Genomic DNA, 20,484 nt, shown 5'->3' on the forward strand with positions numbered 1-20,484 from the left:
TCTGGGGGAGCCGGTTCGGTCAGCGAGGAGCCGGGGCATCGTATCGGCAGTCCAGTCGACGCCGTCGCCGTCGCCGGCAAGTGGGCGGTCTTGATCGTCGAGGCCCTGGGTGTGGGCACCCCGCGCTTCAGCGAGCTGCGCAACCGGGTCGAGGGTGTCAGCCCCATGGGGCCGACGTGCTCCCAGGTGGCCCGTCGCTCGGTGACAGGTCTCGGAAATCGGCCCGGCACCGCTGGTCGTGCGTGCCGACAGGAGCCTCGACGGCTACGTCAGTCGTCGGGGACGACCGGCTTACCCGTCCCCCGGCCCACCTCGCTGCCCACGGCCCGCGCCAGGTCGGCGCGGGGCCGGGGCGGCTCGGGGCCGGGGCGGCTCGGGGCCGGGGCGGCTCGGGGCCGGGGCGGCTCGGGGCCGGGGCGGTGAGCCATCGGGCGGTGGCCCTCCGGTTTCCTCCGGCCACGGCGCATCACCGCGAGCAGCCGGGGCCGGGTGGTCAGGACGCGGCGGGGACCACCGCGTCGAGGCCGTGCGAGGCGACGAGCTGCGCACTGCCGTCGGCCAGGCGGTAGCACAGGCCCACCACGGCGGCCTGGCCGGCGGCGACCTTGTCGGCGAGCACCCGGGAACGGTCCAGCAGCAGGTCGACGGTGTGCCTTATGTGCTCGGCGAGAATCTGGTCCGGCTCGACCCGCCCGGCGGCCCGCGCCGCCAGCACGCTGGGGGTCACCCGTTCGACGACGTCCCGGACGTACCCGGCCGGTGTCATGCCGTCCTCCAGTGCGGCGCACGCCGCGCCGACCGCGCCGCACGAGTCGTGCCCGAGGACCACGACCAGCGGGCAGCCCAGCACGTCCACGCCGTACTCGATGCTGCCCAGCACCTCCGGGCCCACCACGTGGCCCGCGGTGCGCACCACGAACAGGTCGCCCAGGCCGCGGTCGAAGATGATCTCGGCGGCCAGCCGGGAGTCCGAGCATCCGAACAGCACGGCGAAGGGCTGCTGGGACGGTGCGATCTCGGCGCGGCGGGTGGCGTCCTGGTTCGGGTGCTCGGGGGTGCCGGCGACGAAGCGCTCGTTGCCGCTCAGCAGCAGCTCGAAGGCGTCGCGGGGCGTCGGGGTCTGGATCTCGGTCATGACCGCAGCTTAGAACCCGGCCCCGGTCGTCGCACCGCCTGGCCCCCTCGGTCATCGCCGGGTCGGGTGATGCTCACGGCTCGGGCGTCATTCCCGGGCGCCGGCCCGGGACGGCCGCCCCGCTGCGGAACCTCGGCGTGCGGCGCTGCCGCCCGGTCCCGTACGGCCGGCCCGCCGCCCGCGCCGGAAGCGCCTACCGGCCGTCACGGCTCAGAGCGGTCCTGTCATCCGCCGCGCCCGTACGTCGGGCGAGGCGCTGCCGGTGCTGTCGGCCGAACGAGGGGAGCCGCCCTGCGGTTCTCCCTGGTGTGTGGCCGGGTGAGGGGCGAGGGTGAGGGGGAGGAGACGGCGGGCGCGGACGGAGGACGGACCGTAAGTTGAGGGTGAGGGCTGTTGGGGCCGGAAGGGAGTGCCGCCGGTGGCATCGCGGGTTGATCACGCGGCCCTGTTCGCCGCCACACCGAGCCCGTACCTGGTACTCGGCCCGGACCTGATCATCGTCGATGTGAACCAGGCCTATCTGGAGGCCACCGAGCGCACCCGCGAGGACCTGCTCGGCCTGCACGTCTTCGCCGCGTTCCCCGACAACCCCGCCGACCCGGAGGCGGACGGGGTCCGCAACCTCGACGCTTCCCTGCACCGGGTCCTGGCCACCAGCCGGCCCGACACGATGGGCTTGCAGAAGTACGACATCCCCGTCATGGACCGGCCCGGCGTCTTCGAGGAACGGTGGTGGTCCCCGGTGAACACTCCCGTCCTGGGCCCGGACGGGCAGGTCGCCTACATCATCCACCGGGTCGAGGACGTCACCGCCTTCGTCAAGGCCCACCAGGCCGCGCAGCCCGCCGCCGTCCGGGTGGGCCAGTACTTGGACGACACCCACGCGCTGGAGGCCGAGCTGTACGCACGGGCGCGGGAGCTGCAACGGCTGAACGAGGAACTGCGCCAGGCCCACACGCGGGAACGCGAGGTCGCCCTCGCCTTGCAGGAAGCCATGCTCCATGCCCCTGACCTGGCCCAGCACCCCCACGATGTGACCGTGCGCTACCTGCCCGCCACCGGCTCCCTCAACGTGTGCGGTGACTGGTACGACGTCGTCGACATCCCGCCCGACCGGCTCGCCCTCGCCGTCGGCGACGTCATCGGCCACGGCCTTCAGGCCGCGGCCGTCATGGGCATGCTCCGCAGCGCCCTGTCCGCCGCCACCCGCGCCCTGGAACGCCCCGCCCAGGCGCTGGAAGTCCTCGGCCTGTACGCCCGGTCCATCGAGGACGCTCTGGGCACCACCGCCGTCCAGCTGCTCGCCGACACCCGAAGCCGCCTGATCACCTACAGCAACGCCGGCCACCCGCCGCCGATACTCCTCCACCCCGACGGCGACCGGGAGCTGCTCGACCAGGCCACCGACCCGCCGCTCGGCGCCCGCCCCCAGCACGTCCCCCGCCCGCAGGCGAGCCTGCCCTACAGCCCCGGCGACACCCTCGTGCTGTACACCGACGGGCTGATCGAGCGCCGCGGCGAGGACATCGACGCCGGCCTGGGACGCCTGACCGACGCGCTCAGTGAATGCGGCCGGCTCGGCACCGAACAGCTCGCCGACACCGTTCTGGCGCGCCTCGGCGTCTCAAGCGGCGGTCGCGACGACATCGCGCTGGTCGTCGCCCGGCTCTGACCAGCGACCAGCCTGCCCGCCGGCCCCTGTCGGTGGACGCCCGGCGACGAGGACCTGGCGCTCGCCGTCGCCACGGCCACACGGGCCGAGGAACTCCCAGGGCCGGCTGGTCGCGGCTCCCCGTCCGGAGGCGCGCGGATGGCGAGCGGGTCGATCACCACGGAGGATGAGTACGCGTCGCTGGTGGCAGATCTCCTGGTCCGCTGCGGGTCTGTGAAGGAGGCACACCGTGGAAAGCGTGGACACGGGCCGGTTCGGAGCCGTGGGACTCTTACCGGCGGTGGTCTGGTGAAGATCTACGGCAACTCAGCCGCCAGCTCGCGCCAGCGGGCGCAACGGACGCTGGCGCAGGCAAAGGGCAGACCGTCGCGGGTCTCCTTGGCGTTGATCGTGTCTGTTCTCCTCGCGACGACCGGGCTGTTGGGCTGGTTCGGTATCGACGACTTCGTCGGGGCGCTGACCTTCGCCGGGCGCATCACCGGTGCCGTACTCATCGCCGTGGCGTTCACCACGCTGCTGGGCACCGTCGCAGCCGCTGACCACTGGCTGTGGAAGAGCTTTCGCTACTCCGGGCTGGTGACGCTGATCGGCTCGTTCGCGGCCTTGCTGACCAACTTCCTCGTGCTGGCGGAAATTCTCAAGGATGGCGATTCCGCGTTCTTCAAGGCGCTGTTCGGCGCGCTCACGGCGGGCTCGGCATACGCTGTCTGCGCGGTGTGCCGTACATCGGTCGACATCCCCGCTCCTAAGCGGGTGGCCGCGACACTGATCGTCACCACGGTCATCGCGGTGGCGAACTTCGGCTACCAGAACCTCTACCTGCCGTCCCAGCGCGAAGTACGTCCTGTCCTCAGGTTGTCCGTGGGAAAGCCGATCACGAATCCGGATCGCAAGGCGTTCTCCGTGCCGGTGGACATCACGATCGAGAACCGCAGCGATGCCGCCTTCTACGTCCTGGGCACCGAATTCCACGCCATGGCGGAGCGGGTGCCACTGAGCTCGCAGGACCGGCTCCGTCAGCAGTGGCGAACCGACTCCGAGCAGTGGGCGAAGTTCGAGGAGGTCAATCCGGTCTCCCGCAGGGAGATGCACCAGCCCGGCGAGTTGGTGTCAGCGCAGCCATGGATGCCGTACGGAGGTTGGATCTACGCCAGCGACACGTTCTCCTCCCGAGTGGTCGTGGAACTTCCCATGAACACCCCGTACGATCAGCTGGCGTTCTATGCCAGCGCGCACCTGACACGCAAGGACCGAGCCCGCCTGGAGAACCTCAGGTTCATCGGGTACAGCTGGCGTGGTGCCCAGATCCCCCAGTGGCTCAAGGCGCGCAAGGATTTCGACTCCATCGTCTACGGAAGCCGTGTTCACGAGAACAACGCGATCGACGACAAGACGAGAAAGCCTCGGTACATGACCGTGTACTGGCGCTTCGGCACCCATGGCGTCAACTTGCTCGAAACCATCAGCACGGCGGACGGCAAGGACGAGTCCCAGGAAGCGGTGGAAGGCCGGTACGGCGTCCGTCAGGTCGAAACGGGCCCGGTCGAACGGCCCCTGGCGGACATCAAGAACCCACGATGACCGGCTCGGTCGCGCCGGGTGCCGCAGCACGCTCGTCCAGCAGTCCCTCAAGCCACACCACCAGAGCGAGCGAGCCGTTCATCCGGTCCCAGGAGGCGGCGTCGCCCATGCCGAGCTGAGCCTCCCGCACCGCCTGGCAGAGTGTGTCGATGTCGAACATCTCCGCGATGAGCGGATGCCGTGCGGAGCGGCAGAGGTCGACGAGGTCGTCGCCGTGTGCCCGCAGACCATGGACGTACGGCTCGTTGAAGGGGATCTTGTCCGCTCGGTCGCGTATCCGGGGCGGGAGCATGTCCGCCATGGCCTCGCGCAGAACCGCCTTCGGACAGCCGGGGCGGAACGTGGCTTCAGGGGGCAGGCGGCGCATCGTGGCGACGACCTCCGGGTCGAGGAAGGGGTGGGAGAGGAAGAAGCCGTTCCGCGGGGCGCAGCGCCAGGACAGCGGGTCCGGCGCGGCGAGGTAGTTGGCCGCCTCGTAGAGCGACTGCTCCGGCTCGCGCCCGAACACGAACCGGCTCTCCGCGGCGCCGGCCGCGCGGTAGCCGTGCGCCCGCGCGAATCCGCGTCGCAGCCACGGCGGGCGGGTGAAGTGGCCGAGGCCCCCGAGGACCGTGCCGCGGTGGACCAGCCTGTTGATCCGTTCGGCGGTCAGCGGAAGCGCCGGCTGTACGACGTGGGCGCGGACGATGTCGCGCACTCCCTGTTCGCTCGCCGCGGCCCGGGCCCGCGCCCGACTCGTCATCTCCCGGAGCCGTCCGGAGCGGGCCAGCCGGTGCAGTTGGAACGGGTTGGCGTCCACGATCGGATCGGCTCCGCATCCGGTCAGGAGGGTGTCACAGCCCAACTCGGCCGCGGCGGCGTGCAGCCTGCTCCAGAAGGGGGCGCGGAAGGCGTGGGCATGCGGCTCGTCGGCGTCCCCGGCATGGTGCCGGAAGTCGTCGAAGTCGGCCACGTCGTCGGCGTCGACGATCAACGGGCGTGCGCCGGGTGCCAGTGCGCGGACCGCCTCCACCGCCTCGTCCAGGTACGGCCGCTCCCCGGCCAGCTCTCCCCCGCCGAAACGCCCGGCGAGCAGGACCAGGTCCCCGGTACCGCCCTCCTGTCCCGCGGCGAGCAGACGGGCCGTGAGCAACGCGACGCTGGTGGAGTCGGTGCCGCCGGAGACATGGCAGGCGACCGTCCGGCCGAGGCGGCGCCCGACAGCGCGCTCCAGCGCGCGGCGCAGCTGCTGCCCGGGAGTGCATCCGTCCGTCACCGCCACCGGCGGGTCGACGGTGCTCCCGGCGGTGCGGCTCAGCCGCCGGCCGCGCATCCGCCCGGTGACGGAGAGCTCCACCACCTCGCCGCCGAGGATCCGGCGCACCCCGGTGAACGGGCTCAGCTCCGTGTGCGGTTGCGCCATGTTCCCGGTCAGGTACCGGCAGAAGTAGCGGCGTTCCAGCTCCGCTGGGCTGCCCAGGCCGCGCGCCGAGGTGCTCACCGCGCTCACCCGGCCACCGGACTGCCTGGCGAACAAGGGGATGCGCGCCTGCTCGTCCCGCATCAGCAGGACGCGGTCCCGGTACACCAGGACTGCCGCGAAGTCGCCGATGGGCAGCGCCGGTTCGGGCCCCGGCCGGGCGAAGGCGCCGAGGAGGGCGCGGGCGCCCGCCAGGCGGTCGTGGACCGAGCCGACCCAGCCGACGACCGCCGCGGTGCCGGCCGGTGAGGACACCGTCGTCACCAGTCCCCGCCGGACCATGGCCTGGTCCGTCCGGAGCCGGGGTGCGTCCCCGGTGAACTCGACTCGGAGGGCTTCCACGCCGACGCCCTCAGCAGCCGACCGAGAGGACCGGTGTGAAGGCGTGCCCTCGCGGATCGGCGTCCGGGATGCTCAGGCCGGCCGCGGACGTCCAGGCGTGCAGGGCGAACGGGTGCTCGCGCACACCCACGTGCAGTACGGCGTGGAAGCCGCGCCGCCGCAACAGGACGAAGGCCGTGACGGCCTCGGTCTTGCAGTCGCCGTTGACCAACCAGCTTCTCCGGCCGGCTGTTCGGACCGCTCGTTTCAAGCGCGCGACGTCCGCCGTGGACGGGGTGTCCGTGCGGGCGTACTGAGGGGCGACCAAGGGCAGGAACCGGAGGACGCGCCCGAAGCCGAGCGTCCGGATCAGCAGGTGCCCGCCGCGCAGCCAGAGCCCCACCTCGGCGTCCGTATCCGCCTGCCGACGGGCCCTCGCGCATCCGGCCCGGACGAGACCGGTGACGAGTTCCGCGCGCTCCTCGGGGCTTTCGGCGGCGAACTTCTCGACGTCCGCCGCCGTCATTCCGAGAAACCGCGTGCGCTTCCAGTCGGCGATGAGCGCCCCTGAGGGCAGCCTGGTGACGCGGCAGTGCGGTGACAGGATCCGTGTCATGGCCACCAGGGCGTCAGGGTCCTGTGTCACCGCACGACCTCCCTCGCCCCGGTGCACGGGTGTCAGGACTGATATCCGTGACCGTCGTAGTCGCCGCCGCTGAAACCCCGGATCAGACGGCCGCCGCCGAGAAGGACAAGGCCACGCGGCATACGGCGCCGCAGGAATCGGATCAACATCGCCTACCTCCAGGACCGGGTGGCGTCGATCAACTCCAGGCTACTCCGGCCCGAATGCCTCGCAACCTCGGCGATGGCGCCCGCCGGCGGTGTCGATGTCGTAGTACACCTTCAACGGGTTCACCGAACTGATGCCTCGCGCGTCGTACCACTGGGTGCCTGGGGGCTTGTCGCCCGGGTAGCCGGAGGTGTTGCCGGGGGTCTTCAGCAGATCGGCGTCCGGCCACGCCCCGAACCCGAACCAAGTGGTGGCGGAGCCCAGTTCGGTGGGAATGAGGACCGCGCCGTAGTCGTAGTTCTCGTCGCCCGACCCGGTCCATCCCCGCACCGAGCGGAAGTTGAACATCATGTGGCCGGCGGTCGGGAGTGTGTGCGGCCCGATGAACCAGGCGGTCGCGAGGTACCGGTCGCCGTTCGCCGCGGTGATGAGCAGGGACGCGTGCACGCGCCGAGGATGGTCCGCCGGGCTTCAGGCGATGGCGCCCAGGGTCGCCACCACCGTGCGAAGGGCGCGATCGGCTGGTCGGCATCAGGGGCGACGGGGTGGGCGGGGCCGGTCGCCGCGCCGGTGGAGCTCCACGGCCACGGGAGCGGCGGTGAAGACGGAGGAGTACGTACCGACCGCGAGGCCGATGAGCAGGGCCAGGGCGAAGTCGGTGAGCGACGACCCGCCGAACACGGCGAGAGCGGTGAGGATGAAGGCGGCGCCCATGCCGGTGTTCACGGTGCGGGGCAGGGTCTGGAGGATCGCCTGGTTCGCGATGCCGGGCAGCGGTCTTCCGGTGGCTTCGCGGGCGAGTTCCCTGACGCGGTCGAAGAGGACCACGGAGTCGTTCACCGAGTAGCCGATGACGGTGAGCAGGGCCGCAAGGAACACCCCGTCGACAGGCTTGCCGAGCCAGGCGAAGACACCGACGAGGATCACCACGTCGTGGGCGAGGGCCGCGACCGCGGCGGTGCCGAAGAGCAGGCGGAAGCGCGCCGTCAGGTAGACGAGCTGTGCGCCGAGGGCGACGGCGAGCGCGACCAGGGCACCACGGCGCAGTTCCTCCCCGAGGCTGGGGCCGATCAGTTCGTCGCGGACCTTGTCCGCCCCGCCGGCGAGGTCGCGTACGGTGCCGGTCACCTCGGCCTCCTCGGCGTTGGTCAGCGGGTCGGTGCGCACGGTGAGGCCGCTGTCGCCGGAGGACTGCACGACGGCCCGGGGGAATCCGGCCTCCGCGAGCGCGGTGCGGGCCCGGTCGGCATCGACGGGGGCGCCGGTGGCGTACTCGATGAGGCGGCCACCGGTGAACTCCACTCCGAGGTCGAGGCCCCGCACCGCGATGCCCGACGCGGCCAGGACGAGCACGGCGGCGGACACGGCCAGCCAGCGGCGTGGCTGGCGCATGAGGTGGGGGGCGCGTCGGGTGAGCCGGTCGCGGACGGCGCCCGTGGTCGCGATGCCGGTGAGGTGGGGTCGGCGGCGCAGGCCGGGACGGCCGGCGGCGTACTCGGCGAGCACCCGGGTGATCACCAGGGCGCTGAACATGGAGGCGAGCACGCCGATGCCGAGGGTGACACCGAAGCCCCGCACGGGCCCGGACGCGAGGAAGAACAGCAGAGCTGCGGCGATCAGGGTGGTGATGTTGGAGTCGGCGATCGCGCTGAGGGCGTTGCGGAACCCGGCCGCCAGCGCCGAGCGGGCACTGGGGCGGCGGACCGCGTACTCCTCGCGGGCCCGTTCGAAGACCAGCACATTGGCGTCCACGGCCATGCCGATCGCCAGGACGAAGCCGGCCAGGCCCGGCAGGGTCAAGGTGGCGCCGAGCACGGCCAGAGCGGCGTAGGAGACCAGGCCGTAGCAGACCAGGGCGACGGCGGCCAGCGCCCCCATCAGCCGGTAGACGACGATGATGAACAGCGAGGTCAGCGCCGTACCGATGGCCGCCGCCCAGGCACTTGCCGTGATGGCCCGCGCGCCCAGGGTCGGGCCGACGGTGCGCTGTTCGACGGTCTCGACCGGCACGGGCAGAGCTCCGCCGTTGATGAGGAGGGACAGCTCGCGGGCTTCCTCGGCGCCGAAGGAGCCCGTGATCTGTGTGGCGCCGTCGCGGATGCCGGTCCCGCACGCCACGGACGGGTCGACCTGCGGTGAGGAGATGACCTTGCCGTCGAGGACGATGGCCACCCGCCGTTCCGGGGCACCCGGCGGGTGGCAGGCGGCCTCGCCGGTCAGCCGCGCCCAGCCGTCACGGCCGGCGCCCGCGAAGCCGACGGTGACGTGCCATCCGGCGCCGCCCTGCTGGTCGAAGCGGGCGGCGGCTTCCTTGACGTGCGCGCCGGTCAGGGCCGCGGCACCGAGGCGCAGCGGCGTGCCGGACTCATCGGGCAGGACGGATTCCCGGGGGCGCTCGGGCAGGGGCCGGGAGCCGTCGTCCGCGCCGTCGGCGCTGCCGAGCACCGGGTGGAAGGTGAGCTGCGCGGTGCGGCCCAGGACGTCGGCGGCCTTCTTCGGGTCCTGCACGCCGGGCAGTTCGACGAGGATGCGGTCGTCGCCGGAACGGACGAGGGTGGGTTCGGCGACGCCCAGCGCGTCGATGCGACCGCGCAGCACCTCCAGGGTGCGGTCGGTGACCGCGCGGTCGGCGTCGGTGGTGGCGGTGGACCGGGTCTGAAGCACGATCTGGGTGCCGCCGCGCAGGTCGAGTCCGAGGCGGACCGGCACGGTGACGGCGATGTACAGCGATACGGCGATCACGGCGAGGGCGAGCGACGCTCTCACCCGGGGGGAACGGGTCAACGGGGGCCTCCGGCGGGCACACCACGGCCACGGCGGCGGCCGGAGACAGGCCGCGGCCCGGGGGCGAGGTGCGCGGTGAACGAAAGAGGGGAAGGGTCAGGTGCCGGATGCCTGGGGCGGTGCCCGTCCACGGTCACGGGGTGCGTGAGGGTCCGAAGAGGGGATGTGCCCGGTCGATTCCGTGAGCCGTGCCGGGCGCGGCGGGGTGACGGCCGTGCCCTGGGGACAGGCGCCGAGGTGGCTGCGCGGAGCCGGATGCTCGCGGTGCTGCTCGTGGCGCGGTGCCGCCCGGACGGTGCAGACGGTGTCGCACCCGTCGTCGGCGCGCGGCGCGGCGTCCCCGTGATGGCCCGCTGCTGCCGCCGCTACGGCCGCGGGGGCGCTCGGGGTCGCGGGGCCGCTCGGGGTCGCGGGGCCGCTCATGAGCGCAGGACCACTTGTGACGGCGGGGCCGCTCGTGACCGCAGGGCCGCTCATATCCGCAGGACCACTCGTGACCGCGAGGCCGCTCATGCCCGCAGGGCCGCTCACGGCCACAGGACCACTCATGCCCGCGAGGCCGCTCGTGACCGCAGGGCCCCTCACGGCCATAGGACCACCTACAGCCACAGGACCGCTCACAGCCACAGGGCCGGTGAGGCCGACCGCGGTCAGCAACGTCACGACGACGGCCGCCAGTACCGCGACGAGGGACAGCCGGGCACTTCCTCGGCAGGGGGCGGTGCGCGCGGGATGGTGCATGCCCCTCCCCCTCTCGTCGTGGTGTGCGGGTGCCGGCCGGGCGCACGTGTCGGGTCCGGGAGCGGGCGACTGCCGGCGGGGACCGGACGGGGGATCAGGGTTCGATCAGGCCGACGCGGATGGCGTAACGGGTGAGTTCCAGGCGGTCGCGCAGACCGAGCTTCTGGAGCAGATTGGCGCGGTGCCGCTGGACCGTCTTGACGCTGATGAACAGCAACTCCGCGATCTCCTTCGACGAGTGCCCCTCGGCCACCAGCTTCAGGACCTCCTCCTCGCGGGGGGTGAGGACCTGATCGGGGGCTTCCTCGCCGCGTCGGCCCCGGTCCAGGTAGTTGCGGATCAGGGCGGTGACCGCGCCGGGATACAGGAACGGTTCGTCCCGCATCGCGGCCCGGCACGCGGCGACCAGGTCCCGGTCGGCGACCGACTTCAGCACGTACCCGCTCGCACCGGCCTTCAGAGCCTGGAAGAAGTACTGCTCGTTGTCGTGCATGGTGAGCATCAGGATCCGCAGACCCGGCTTGAGGACGGCCAGTTCCCGGGCGGCCTGCAAGCCGGTCATGCGCGGCATGGCGATGTCCAGGACGGCCAGGTCGACGTCACGGGTGCGGGCCAGTTCGACGGCCTCGGCGCCGTCACCGGCCTCGGCGACCACCTCCAGGTCCGGTTCCTGGTCGAGGATGAGCCGCACACCCCGGCGGACCAGCGCGTGGTCGTCGGCGAGCAGGATGCGGATCGTGCTCCGGGACGCCCTCCAGGGCGGTGTCCCGGTCGGGGAGGTCGTGGCGTCGGGCATGGTCAGGGCTGCTTCCTGGGAACGGACGCGGTCAGCTGGACGCGGGTGCCGGTACCGGCTGCCGGGGTGATCTCAAGGCTGCCCCCGATGAGCAGGGCCCGCTCGCGCATGCCGCGGATGCCGGCGCCTTCGCGGGGGGCCTTGATGCCGGAGCCGTCGTCGGTGACCGTCAGCACCACGCTGTCGTCGGCGTGACGCAGGGCGACCGTGACCCGCTGGGCGTCCGCGTGCCGGGCGACGTTGGTCAGCGACTCCTGGGCGACGCGGTAGAGGACGAGTTCGGTCTCCGGCGCGAGGGCGGGCAGGTCGGCGTCGAAGCGACGGCTGACGCGCAGCCCGGTGTGCGTGGCGAAGTCCTCGGTGAGCGAGGTCAGCGCGCTGACCAGACCCAGGTCGTCCAGCACGCCGGGCCGCAGCCGGCGTACCAGGCGACGGACCTCGTCGAGGCTCTCCCGGGTGATCTCCTGCGCCTCGTGCAGCTCTTCCCGCAGTGCCGCCGGTGCGTCGTCCGCGGCCCGCTTGAGCCCCAGCAGGATCGCGGTCATGCTCTGGCCGACCTCGTCGTGCAACTCCTGGGCGATGCGGCGGCGTTCGGCCTCCTGGGCGAGCAGGGCGCGGGCACTGCTGGTGGCCCGTTCGTGCTCCAGCCGCTCCAGCATGGCGTTGAACGTGCGGATCACCTCGGCGACCTCGCCGCCTCCGGAAGCGGGCAGACGCTGACCGGGGCGCAGCAGGTCCACTGTGGTCATCAGCTTCGTGAGCCGATCGAGCGGGGCCAGGCCGAGCCGCAGCAGCGCGGCGTTGGCGACCAGCATCACGACCAGGCCGCCGACCAGGATGACGGCCTCGGTGAGCAGGACCGGCACGGAGACGGTCACCGGGGCCCACAGGAGCAGCGCGGTCGCCGTGCCCAGCACGACGGCGTTCAGGGCGAAGATCCGCCAGAACAAGGACACCGGCCCGACGCCTCCCCTTCTACAAGCTCGCTCCACCTCCACTGTCGCCATCGCGCAGCCCCACCGCGTCCACGGTACCGGGGCGCTCGGGTGCGCCTGCGGCCAGCGTCCCCCGTCGCGCGTGCCGCGTCGATGGGGCCTGGACCCCATTTCCCGGGGCGCGCACCACCCATGGCCCGTCCGTATGGGTCGCGTGCCCCGGCGTAGATGGGGCCCGCGCCCGATAGGTGTCCGCCGCCGGCCCGGCCAGGGTGGGAGGCACACGATCACCGCCCACGAGAAGCGCCGGCTCGGCAACGCCGCCGCGCCGTGCGCCGCCGCGAAAGGGACCGACCATGTCACTCGACGTCACCCGGGCCGAACCCCATCCGGACGAGGCCCGACGGCACCTGGAACACGCCCGCGCCTCCCGGCTGGCCCAGTTGCAAGCCCTCGACGAGACCGGGCAGACCACGGACGCGTACCTGCTGTCCGAGCAGAAGAACGCCATGAAGCGGGTCCTGAAGGAGATCGAGGAAGCCTTCGCCCGCATCGACAACGGCACCTACGGCACCTGCCAGGACTGCGCCAAGCCCATCCCCGCGGAACGGCTGGAGATCCTCCCCTACACCCGCTGCTGCGTCGCCTGCCGGCGCCGCGCCGCCTGACCACCGCCCGCGCCGACCCCCAGCCCCCCTGCCCCCGAAGGGGTGAAGTGGTGAACCACCAGACCATCGGCCAGAGCACGACCCACCTGTCGGCCGAGGACCTCGCCGCACTGCGCCGGCACCTCCATGAGCAGCGCCTGTTCCGCCAGGAGCAACTGCTGCAACTCGCCGGACCGGTCACCTCACGCGCCGAGGACCGGCTGCAACGGCAGGCCGCCGCGCAGACGGAGGTCCGCGTCAAGCTCTCCGCGTCCGCCCGCATGGTCCTCGCCGACGTCGAGGCAGCCCTGGAACGCCTGGACGACGGCTCGTACGGCACCTGCCACCTGTGCCGGCGCCCCATCGACCGGGAACGGCTGATGATCGTGCCGCAGTGCCGCTACTGCGCCCGCTGCCAGCAGGTCAGGGAGGTCATCCCATGACCGGCGTCGACCATCCCCGCGGCACCGCTGCCGGGCACCGGCCGTGGCCGCTGTGCCGGCGCTGCTGCGGCATCGCCCTGGACATGGGGAGCGCCCGCACCCGGGCCTGGATCGCCGGAAAGGGCGTGGTCGTCGACGTACCCACCGTGACCTTCCCGGGCCCCGGCGCGGTCCACCCCGTCCAGCGCGGCGCCATCGTCGACACCCCGGGGTGCGCCCGCATGCTGCGACGCCTGCTCGCCCACCGCCTGCCGCGCTTCGTCCGTCCCCTGGTCATCGTCACCGCTCCCGTCCTGGACGGCGTCGCCTACCGCACCCAGGCCCGCACCGCGGTCGACGTGCTCCGGCCGCGCGGCGTGCTGACCGTGCCCAGCGCCCGGGCCATCGCCGTCGCGGCCGGCGCGGACATGTCCCGTCCGCTGATGGTGGTGGACATCGGCGCCCACCTCACCGAGGTGGTGCTGCTGGGCGACGGAGACATCACCGACGCGCGCCGCACCGCCCTGGGCACCAGTGATCTGGACGACACGACCACACCCGAGGAGATCGCCGGAGCGGTGGCCTCGATGCTGAGCGCGATGCTGCGGCAGGACCGCACCTCGCTCACCGCCGACGCGGTGCGCCGCGGCATCCTGCTGGCCGGTGGGGGTGCCCTGCGTCCCGAGATCACCCGCCACCTCACCGAGCAGCCGCACCTGCCGATGCGCGTGGTCCCGGCCCCGCACACCGCATCGGTCCGCGGCGCGGCCAGGCTCCTGCAAGCCGCCCACACCCACCCCTCCGCCTCCGGCCCGCTCCCGTCGGCTGCCCGCCCCCACCAGGCCCCTGGATGATCCGCGAGGCACAGCCTCGGGCCGCGCCCGCACCCCCGGGGTCCCCGGCTCCGCATCCGCCGCGTCCACCGCCGGGAGGAGGACACGTGCCCGGCCGCATACCGCCACCTCACGAGGAGTTGTCCGTGGTCATGCCCCGGCGCCTGAGACGCAATCCCTTGTGCCGCCGCACCGACCTGGTCCAGGCATGGATCGGTCTCGGCCTGCTGCTGGCCGCGCTGGCAGCCACCCCTGCCGCCATGGTCCTCGTCGGCGACGCCGCCCACCGCCACTACGCCCGCACCGCCCGGCACCAGGCCGCCACCCGCCACCACACCACCGCCGTCCTCCTCCAGGACGCCCGGCGCCACCCCGAACCCGGCTCCGCCGAAGCCAGGAAGACCCGCTACCCGGCCGAGGTCCGCTTCACCGACGCCCACGGGCACACCCGCACCGCCACCGCCGATGTCCAGCCCGCGCTGACCAAGGGCAGCGCCGTCCGCGTCTGGGTCGGCACCGACGGAACGATCACGGACCCACCGCTGAGCCCCAGCGAGATCCGCAGCCGCGCCATGGGATCGGCCATCATCGCCACCCTCGGCGTCCACGTCACCGCAGCCGCCGCCTACGGCGCCGCCCGCCGCGTCATCCAGCGCCGCAACCTCGCCGCGTGGGACACCGCCTGGGCCCGGACGGCACCCCGTTGGACCACGTCGCCGTAGCTCCGGGCCGGCCAAGGGGGCTCGCTGGTTTCCCGTGCCGACCACTGTCAGTGGGAGGCCGGCCTTCGGCCGCTCGCCGCCCAGGCACTCGACCGAGTCGTCGCCGAGACGTCCGAACTCGCCGAAGTCCGGGACGAGACACCGGGTCGTGCGAAGCGGCGGCAGAGCGTCGGTTGCCTTCGCACCGTCCGGGCAGCCGAGTTCGGGACAACCCGGTGTCACTCTTCACGGAACCCGGCTGCGCCGCACGGCGGCCTGGCGTACGTTCCAGGCCATGACACGCACCCGGGGATTCCGGCCGGTGAGCCGGTGAGCGGCTGGTGGGCCTGTCTGGAGGAGCGGACTCGCCGGGAGGTCGACGCCGACGTGCTGCGGGACCGCCGCGTGCCGGCGATCAGGTCCGTATGGAACGCCCTGCGCCCGTTGGGGTTGGGCTTGGCCGAGGCGGAGCGGGTGGTCCAGGCGCGCTACGAGGCTCTCGCCGACCAGGTGCGGCGCACACCGCCCGATCCGCTCGACGTCCCCTCGCTCGCCGCCCGTGCCGCGGCTCTCCCGGGCCGTGTGGCCGCGATCGAGGCTCTGTGGGACGGCGACACGGTGCACGACTGGTTCGTGCTGCTGCTCGCGGTCCTGGAGGATCCGGACGGGGAAGGCCACTTGGCGACCGTCTACCACCGTCGTGACGCCTCCCCTCCGCGAACCGCCGCCGCCGAGGCCGGCCGGGCGCTGGCCGACCACCTCGGCGTACCCTTTCACTTCCCCTCCCCGAACGTCCCTGACGACCGGGCCCCACGTTGGCGGGCAGTGGCGCGGCCGACGGACTGAGCAACGGGCTACTCCCCCAGTCCTCGCGCTCCTGGATGCGGCGGCCGGCGAACCGGGACTCCGGCGGCCCTTCCCGTTCTTCACCGGGGCAGGAGAGCTCGGTGAGCTGATCTCGAACTCGCCCCGCATGAGTCGCGTCGACGCGGGAAGCCGGTGATCAAGTTTCGGTGACGCTGGAGGGGATTCTCCGTGGACAAGGGCAAGTGGATAACGGGCAGCGCGCGCAAGGAGTTGGCGGAAGCCTTCACCCAGGAGTACCGGGAGGGGCGGTCGATCCGCGCCATAGCCGAGGCTCATGGCCGGTCGTACGGCTTCGTGCATCGCGTGCTCACCGAAGCCGGCGCGCCCCTCAGGGCACGGGGAGGCGATGTCCGCACCGGCAGCGCCCACTCGACGCGATAGCGGCCACGTCGGCATCGGCGTGGTGCGCCGCCGCTTCGCCTCGGCCCGGCAGCGGCTGGACCATCGGTTTCCGGGTAGCCGAACCTCGTGGGGCCCCAACGAGAGCAGGGCACCCCTGGCGAAAGGAGTGTCATGTCCGGAGTTCTGCAACGACTCAAGCAGTTCGCGAACAGTCCGCAGGGTCGGCGCACGATCGAACAAGTACGCCGTACCGCGGCCGATCCGCGTCGTCGGGCCCAGGCCCAGCGGCTCTTCGGCAAGCTGCGCGCCCGCCGGTCGGGGCCGGGGATGTGACCCAACGCCGATGAGCGGCAGGCCGGTTCGGCGCCGGTGCCCGCCACGAGCGAGTCGCAGCCCGGGTCCGTCACGGCCGGCAGGACGGCGGCCCGGCCGTCGGTCAGAGACCGGCGCACACGGACCGGGCGGTCTTCAGTTCCTTCTGCGCCTCGGGCCCGGAGAAGTCGACGTAGCGGACCAGCCGGTTCTGCACCCGCCGCATGGCCTCGGCCAACGGCTTGAACTCGCGGTCACCGGCCGCCGCCGCGGTGGACAGCACGGCGGCGGCGCCGAGGCGGTTGAAGGCGATGTCCCTCTTGGCCCCGTCGGCCCAGAGGTCCGACTCGTGAAAGCCCTGTAGAGCCTCGCACGATCGGCGGGCGTCACCGCCCGCGCCGCTGTCGGCGGAGCCGTCCCCGCCGCTGAGCGCCCAGGCGGTGCCGACCCCGCCCGCGCCCAGCACGAGCCCCGCGACCAGGGTGGCGGCCAAGGAGCGGTGCGACCGGCGGGCCGGGGCGGGGGTGCCGGAGGGGGCGCTGTATGCGGGCGGTGTTGGCGATGACATGCCAGAAGCGTACCGAGCGTGGCCCGGCGCACGGACGACCCGGTCCACCGACCTGGCAGGCGCACCGGGTGTGCGTCCTGCGACGCCCCGGTCAGGCGGTCGTCCCCTCCCGGTCGGAGGACGGCCACACATAGGGCAGGTCGTCCGGGACGCCGGGGAACACGGGTGCGTACGTCTCCCGGTCCTTGCGGACGAGCGCGGACTGGTGGCTGCGGTGGAATGCCTCGTCACCAAGCCACGGCGGGAGTTCGCCCGCGGCGGCGAGAGCGGGCTGATCGCGCACGTGTGCGCCCGGACGGCACGCGGCGTATCCGGCGACCAGTGACGCGGCACAGCTGTCCTGGTGCCCCTGCTCGCGCCAGACCCGGCACACTTCGAGCCCGTAGCGGACGAGGGCCTCCTCGTAGCCGCCCCACATGCGTACGGCCGGGTGCCTGCGCCAGCCGTACCCGGGAACGGTCAGGCCGCGCAGCACCTGGAGTGCCTCGACCCGCTGCTTGCCCAGGCGGCGACGGTCCAGGATCAGGGCGGAGCGCCGGAAGTCGGCATCGGGCAGGAACGTCTGCATGGTCGCCGTCCTGGAGCGGGTGCGGAGGGTTCGGATGGTGCGGGGGCGCTCGGCGGGTCGCGCCGCCCCGCCCGGGGCGGTCAGTCGTCCGCGGCCGGGGGACCCGCCGTGCGGCCGGGGCGCCCGAGGGTGCGACGGCCCTCCCTCATCTCCGCCTCGTACAGGTGGTCCCGGCCCTGCGCGAGTGCCTTCACCACGCTGCGTTCCAGTTCCTGGAACGGCCGGTAGTAGGTGTCGTTGTAGGCCTCGATGATCTGGAACGTCCAATGACCGGGGATGACGTCGCGGCCCAGGATCTCGGCCTCCGCCTTCGCCGCCCACTCGGCGTGCCCGGCCGCGCGCAGCAGCCGTACCGCCCGTTCCAGTTCGCGGTCGGCCCCGCCGGTCAGCTGGTGGAAGCTGTACAGATGGCCGCGGGCGCGCTCGGTGGTCTCCAGTGCCTTCGACAGCGATCCGAGGGCTTCGACGGTCAGGTCGTCGACACCTTCCGGGCGGCGGTACCGGTGGTCGGGCCCGCCCTGGTACTCGTTCATGGCACTCCCTGGGTGCTGTGGGGCCTTCGGTCCCCGCATCCCTTCCCGTCGCGCCGGGTGACCGTGTCCGGCGTGGGCCCAACGTGTGACGGGGCGTCGCGTGGAGGGTGGCCGTGCGCTCCCCCGGGCGGGCGTTCACCGAGTGCCGGGGCCCCGGGCGGCGCCGGCCAGGCGCCGCAGTACGGCGTTCCGGCCGTGCCTCGGGACCGTCCACAGGGTCACTCCCCGCACGCCCCACCGCTCCAGCAGGGCGTTGGCCGCGAGGAAGCCGGCCGTCGCGGCCCGTTCCATCAGGGCCACGGGCAGGCCGGTGCGGACCAGGTCACCGGCCACCACGAGATGGGGGTCCGGGGTGCGGACGGTGGGCCGGTCGCCGTAGCCGCCCACCGGGAACAGGGGGCAGTCGTCGCGCCATTCGTGGCGGGCGTCGACGATCGTGGCGTCGCGCGTCTCGGGGTACACGCGGTGCATCTGTTCGATCAGGCGCTTCTCCTCGACGTCCCGGGCGGCGTCGGCCGGTACCGCGTAGGCGTGCAGTTCCACCACGGACCCCCCGGAGCGTGCGGCCCAGTGGGCGGCCTCGTCCTCCCAGCGGTCCAGGACACTGACGTTGTCGAGGGTCCCGAATCCGGCGGTGCCCAGGAATCCCGGTCGTTCGGGGGCCACGGGGCGGTCCAGCCACAGCCTGGTCACCAGGAACGGCGGGGCGTTGCGCAACCGTGCGATCCGCTCGCGCCACGGGGCGTCGCCCAGCAGGTCCGAGCGGGCGACGAGGCGGCGCAGGCCCGCGGTGTCCAGGGCGAGGACCACGCTGTCGTGGTGCCGCTCGTCCCGGTCCGCGGCGACCTGGTAACCGCCGGTGCGCCCCGGCGTGATGTGTTCGACGGCCGTGGCGGTGCGCATCTCGGCGCCGTGCCGCCGCAGGTAGCCGGCCAGGGGCTCCCACAGGGCGGCCGGGAAGGGCGCGCGGGGCACGTCGAACAGCAGGCCCTCCGCCGAGCCGAGGAAGTAGATGTGGAACATGAGCGCCATCTCGGCCGCCGAGAGCTGCCGGGGATCGGCGAAGAAGCTGCGCGAGAACACCTCGAAGGCCAGGTGCCGGGCCTTCTCGGGGAAGCGGACGGCGTCGAGGAACGCGTGGGCGCTGACGTGGTCGAGCCGGTCGTAGACGCCGGGGACCCGGACGTCGAGCAACGGCAGGGCCGCGACCGGGTCCATGCGGCACAGGTCCCGCACGGTGAAGGCGGGGCTGAGCGCGGCGAAGCCGAGCGCGCTCCACGGCGGCGTGCGCGGGACGTGGCGGAAGCTGTCGCGGATTCCGCCGGCGTGCAGCAGCGGGTAGTCGGGCAGACCGGTCAGTCGCCGCAGGCCGGGGTCGGTACGGCGGAGCAGCCCGCGCAGGTTGTAGTACTGGCGGAAGAAGGCGTGGAAGCCTCGGCTCATGGTCACCGGGGTGCCGTCCCGCAGGGTGGTCGGCCAGCCCCCGGCGCGCCCGCCGAGGTACGCCTGCCGCTCGTACACCGTCACGGCCACCCCGCGTTCGGCGAGTGCCGTGGCGGCGGCGAGGCCGGCGATGCCGCCGCCGACGACGGCGGCGGTGCAGCGGGCCCCGTCGACGCGCCGCCCGCCGGGGGGCGCCGGCAGCATCCGGGCCCGCCGGTCCCGGCCCCGCCGGGTGCCGTCCGGCGGCTCGGCCGCGGTCATCGGCCGCTCTCCGCGCGCCGTGCGACGAAGGTGTGGGTGATGCCGGTCTGCCAGCCCGGCAGGGGCAGGGCCCGGACGCGTTCGAAGCCGGCCGCGCGGACGCGGGCGGCGAAGCGGTCGACGGTGTCGAACTCGACGACGCTGCGCCACAGATGGCGGTACAGCCCGCCGTCCCCGAGGGCGGACGCCGCGGGCTGTACGAGGCCGCGGCACACCACGCTCCACACCGCCCGGTCGACGCGCCGCCCGCTCAGGGTGTACTCGTGCACGCCGAGCCGGCCGCCGGGCACGAGCAGGTCCCGTACGGCGGTGAGGACGGCGTCGGGATCGGACACGTTGCGCAGCAGGTAGGCGGCGAAGACGGCGTCGAACGGTCCGGTCACGCCCGCCTCGGCCAGGCGTTCCGCCGGTGCCCGAACGAAGGTCACCTCCCCCGCCCAGGACTTGGTGGCGGCCCGCCGCAGCATGCCGGCGGAGGCGTCGACGGCGGTGATGCGCGCGGCCGGCAGGACGGCGCGGAGCGCGGCCGTCGAGGCGCCTGTGCCGCAGCCGAGGTCCAGCAGGCGCAGGCCCGCTCCGGACCCGGGCAGGCCGAGACGGCGTACCGAGCGGCGGAGGTGGGCGTGGTAACCGGGGTTGGCTGCCACCAGCGCGTCGTAGCCGCGGGCGGCGTGGTCGAACGCGGCGGTGAGGTCCTCGTCGCGCAGCAGCGTCATGCGGTCTCCAGGTCGGTGTGATCGGGGTGATCGGGGTGATCGGTCGAAGGGGCG

Annotated in this window: 21 protein-coding genes and 1 pseudogene; 10 read left to right on the forward strand and 12 right to left on the reverse strand. The window is 73.1% G+C overall.

Annotated elements, in window-relative coordinates:
- Nucleotides 1-69: 69 nt before the first annotated feature.
- A pseudogene (locus tag IE273_RS43680) lies at nt 70-162 on the forward strand (winged helix-turn-helix transcriptional regulator); the annotation flags it as partial.
- A 331-nt stretch (nt 163-493) separates the two neighbouring features.
- On the opposite strand, the gene IE273_RS23075 reads toward IE273_RS43680, so the two are convergent.
- Nucleotides 494-1,135, reverse strand: a complete 642-nt coding sequence (locus IE273_RS23075; protein ID WP_189817061.1) for a carbonic anhydrase — start codon at nt 1,133-1,135, stop codon at nt 494-496.
- A 418-nt stretch (nt 1,136-1,553) separates the two neighbouring features.
- Between IE273_RS23075 and IE273_RS23080 the strand changes: the two genes are divergently transcribed.
- Entirely contained in the window at nt 1,554-2,807 is a 1,254-nt protein-coding gene (locus tag IE273_RS23080; RefSeq protein ID WP_189817062.1) for a PP2C family protein-serine/threonine phosphatase, read from the forward strand.
- A 288-nt stretch (nt 2,808-3,095) separates the two neighbouring features.
- Complete coding sequence (locus IE273_RS23085) at nt 3,096-4,388, forward strand: hypothetical protein (RefSeq protein WP_229887383.1); 1,293 nt, start codon at nt 3,096-3,098, stop codon at nt 4,386-4,388.
- Here the strand turns inward: IE273_RS23085 and IE273_RS23090 are convergent.
- From IE273_RS23090 to IE273_RS23115, 6 genes are all read right to left on the reverse strand, one after another.
- A complete protein-coding gene (locus IE273_RS23090) occupies nt 4,372-6,189 on the reverse strand; it encodes an asparagine synthase-related protein (RefSeq protein WP_229887384.1) in 1,818 nt (605 codons plus the stop codon). The genes IE273_RS23085 and IE273_RS23090 overlap by 17 nt on opposite strands.
- 10 nt (nt 6,190-6,199) lie before the next feature.
- Nucleotides 6,200-6,814, reverse strand: a complete 615-nt coding sequence (locus IE273_RS23095; protein ID WP_229887387.1) for a lasso peptide biosynthesis B2 protein — start codon at nt 6,812-6,814, stop codon at nt 6,200-6,202.
- Nucleotides 6,815-7,003: 189 nt separating this feature from the next.
- On the reverse strand, nt 7,004-7,408 hold the full coding sequence (locus tag IE273_RS23100; RefSeq protein WP_189817063.1) for a trypsin-like serine peptidase: 405 nt from the start codon (nt 7,406-7,408) through the stop codon (nt 7,004-7,006).
- Nucleotides 7,409-7,492: 84 nt separating this feature from the next.
- The gene (gene secD, locus IE273_RS23105; protein WP_189817064.1) at nt 7,493-9,745 is read right to left on the reverse strand and encodes a protein translocase subunit SecD; all 2,253 of its coding nucleotides are present in this window, start codon (nt 9,743-9,745) and stop codon (nt 7,493-7,495) included.
- An 835-nt stretch (nt 9,746-10,580) separates the two neighbouring features.
- Nucleotides 10,581-11,282, reverse strand: coding sequence for a response regulator (locus IE273_RS23110; RefSeq protein ID WP_189817065.1), 702 nt, complete (start codon nt 11,280-11,282; stop codon nt 10,581-10,583).
- A gap of 2 nt (nt 11,283-11,284) precedes the next feature.
- The gene (locus IE273_RS23115; RefSeq protein WP_189817183.1) at nt 11,285-12,238 is read right to left on the reverse strand and encodes a sensor histidine kinase; all 954 of its coding nucleotides are present in this window, start codon (nt 12,236-12,238) and stop codon (nt 11,285-11,287) included.
- 335 nt (nt 12,239-12,573) lie between these two features.
- On the opposite strand from IE273_RS23115, the gene IE273_RS23120 reads away from it, so the two are divergent.
- From IE273_RS23120 to IE273_RS23150, 7 genes are all read left to right on the forward strand, one after another.
- Nucleotides 12,574-12,885 (forward strand): TraR/DksA C4-type zinc finger protein, encoded by a 312-nt coding sequence (locus tag IE273_RS23120; protein WP_189817066.1) that lies wholly within the window; start codon nt 12,574-12,576, stop codon nt 12,883-12,885.
- A 47-nt stretch (nt 12,886-12,932) separates the two neighbouring features.
- Nucleotides 12,933-13,307 carry a TraR/DksA family transcriptional regulator gene (locus IE273_RS23125; RefSeq protein WP_189817067.1) on the forward strand — a complete coding sequence of 125 codons (375 nt, stop codon included), beginning with the start codon at nt 12,933-12,935 and terminating at the stop codon, nt 13,305-13,307.
- Complete coding sequence (locus IE273_RS23130) at nt 13,304-14,140, forward strand: rod shape-determining protein (RefSeq protein ID WP_189817068.1); 837 nt, start codon at nt 13,304-13,306, stop codon at nt 14,138-14,140. The genes IE273_RS23125 and IE273_RS23130 overlap by 4 nt, the downstream gene beginning before the upstream one ends.
- 125 nt (nt 14,141-14,265) lie before the next feature.
- A complete protein-coding gene (locus IE273_RS23135) occupies nt 14,266-14,841 on the forward strand; it encodes an Rv1733c family protein (RefSeq protein WP_189817184.1) in 576 nt (191 codons plus the stop codon).
- Nucleotides 14,842-15,150: 309 nt separating this feature from the next.
- Nucleotides 15,151-15,666, forward strand: a complete 516-nt coding sequence (locus tag IE273_RS23140) for a hypothetical protein (protein ID WP_189817069.1) — start codon at nt 15,151-15,153, stop codon at nt 15,664-15,666.
- Between the two features lie 189 nt (nt 15,667-15,855).
- Nucleotides 15,856-16,068 (forward strand): helix-turn-helix domain-containing protein, encoded by a 213-nt coding sequence (locus IE273_RS23145; RefSeq protein WP_189817070.1) that lies wholly within the window; start codon nt 15,856-15,858, stop codon nt 16,066-16,068.
- Nucleotides 16,069-16,200: 132 nt separating this feature from the next.
- A complete protein-coding gene (locus IE273_RS23150) occupies nt 16,201-16,362 on the forward strand; it encodes a hypothetical protein (protein WP_189817071.1) in 162 nt (53 codons plus the stop codon).
- Between the two features lie 103 nt (nt 16,363-16,465).
- On the opposite strand, the gene IE273_RS23155 is transcribed toward IE273_RS23150, so the two are convergent.
- The 5 genes from IE273_RS23155 to IE273_RS23175 all read right to left on the reverse strand — a co-directional run bounded on the left by IE273_RS23155 (nt 16,466) and on the right by IE273_RS23175 (nt 20,430).
- On the reverse strand, nt 16,466-16,909 hold the full coding sequence (locus IE273_RS23155; protein WP_229887391.1) for a hypothetical protein: 444 nt from the start codon (nt 16,907-16,909) through the stop codon (nt 16,466-16,468).
- Between the two features lie 91 nt (nt 16,910-17,000).
- Complete coding sequence (locus IE273_RS23160; RefSeq protein ID WP_189817072.1) at nt 17,001-17,477, reverse strand: MSMEG_6728 family protein; 477 nt, start codon at nt 17,475-17,477, stop codon at nt 17,001-17,003.
- An 80-nt stretch (nt 17,478-17,557) separates the two neighbouring features.
- Entirely contained in the window at nt 17,558-18,010 is a 453-nt protein-coding gene (locus IE273_RS23165) for a hypothetical protein (RefSeq protein WP_189817073.1), read from the reverse strand.
- 135 nt (nt 18,011-18,145) lie between these two features.
- Nucleotides 18,146-19,714, reverse strand: coding sequence for an FAD-dependent oxidoreductase (locus IE273_RS23170; RefSeq protein WP_189817074.1), 1,569 nt, complete (start codon nt 19,712-19,714; stop codon nt 18,146-18,148).
- On the reverse strand, nt 19,711-20,430 hold the full coding sequence (locus IE273_RS23175; protein ID WP_189817075.1) for a class I SAM-dependent methyltransferase: 720 nt from the start codon (nt 20,428-20,430) through the stop codon (nt 19,711-19,713). Before IE273_RS23175 ends, IE273_RS23170 begins: the two co-directional genes overlap by 4 nt.
- Between the last annotated feature and the right edge of the window lie 54 nt (nt 20,431-20,484).

Origin of the sequence: Streptomyces olivaceoviridis (assembly GCF_014650115.1) — a bacterium.
GTDB lineage: Bacteria > Actinomycetota > Actinomycetes > Streptomycetales > Streptomycetaceae > Streptomyces > Streptomyces olivaceoviridis.

What these genes read in the sequence shown, in the direction of transcription:
- IE273_RS23075 (WP_189817061.1), bottom strand. Translation starts at nt 1,135, where the DNA reads ATGACCGAGATCCAGACCCCGACGCCCCGCGACGCCTTCGAGCTGCTG.
- IE273_RS23155 (WP_229887391.1), bottom strand. Translation starts at nt 16,909, where the DNA reads ATGTCATCGCCAACACCGCCCGCATACAGCGCCCCCTCCGGCACCCCC.
- IE273_RS23170 (WP_189817074.1), bottom strand. Translation starts at nt 19,714, where the DNA reads ATGACCGCGGCCGAGCCGCCGGACGGCACCCGGCGGGGCCGGGACCGG.
- IE273_RS23175 (WP_189817075.1), bottom strand. Translation starts at nt 20,430, where the DNA reads ATGACGCTGCTGCGCGACGAGGACCTCACCGCCGCGTTCGACCACGCC.
- IE273_RS23160 (WP_189817072.1), bottom strand. Translation starts at nt 17,477, where the DNA reads ATGCAGACGTTCCTGCCCGATGCCGACTTCCGGCGCTCCGCCCTGATC.
- IE273_RS23150 (WP_189817071.1), top strand. Translation starts at nt 16,201, where the DNA reads ATGTCCGGAGTTCTGCAACGACTCAAGCAGTTCGCGAACAGTCCGCAG.
- IE273_RS23165 (WP_189817073.1), bottom strand. Translation starts at nt 18,010, where the DNA reads ATGAACGAGTACCAGGGCGGGCCCGACCACCGGTACCGCCGCCCGGAA.
- IE273_RS23110 (WP_189817065.1), bottom strand. Translation starts at nt 11,282, where the DNA reads ATGCCCGACGCCACGACCTCCCCGACCGGGACACCGCCCTGGAGGGCG.
- IE273_RS23130 (WP_189817068.1), top strand. Translation starts at nt 13,304, where the DNA reads ATGACCGGCGTCGACCATCCCCGCGGCACCGCTGCCGGGCACCGGCCG.
- IE273_RS23120 (WP_189817066.1), top strand. Translation starts at nt 12,574, where the DNA reads ATGTCACTCGACGTCACCCGGGCCGAACCCCATCCGGACGAGGCCCGA.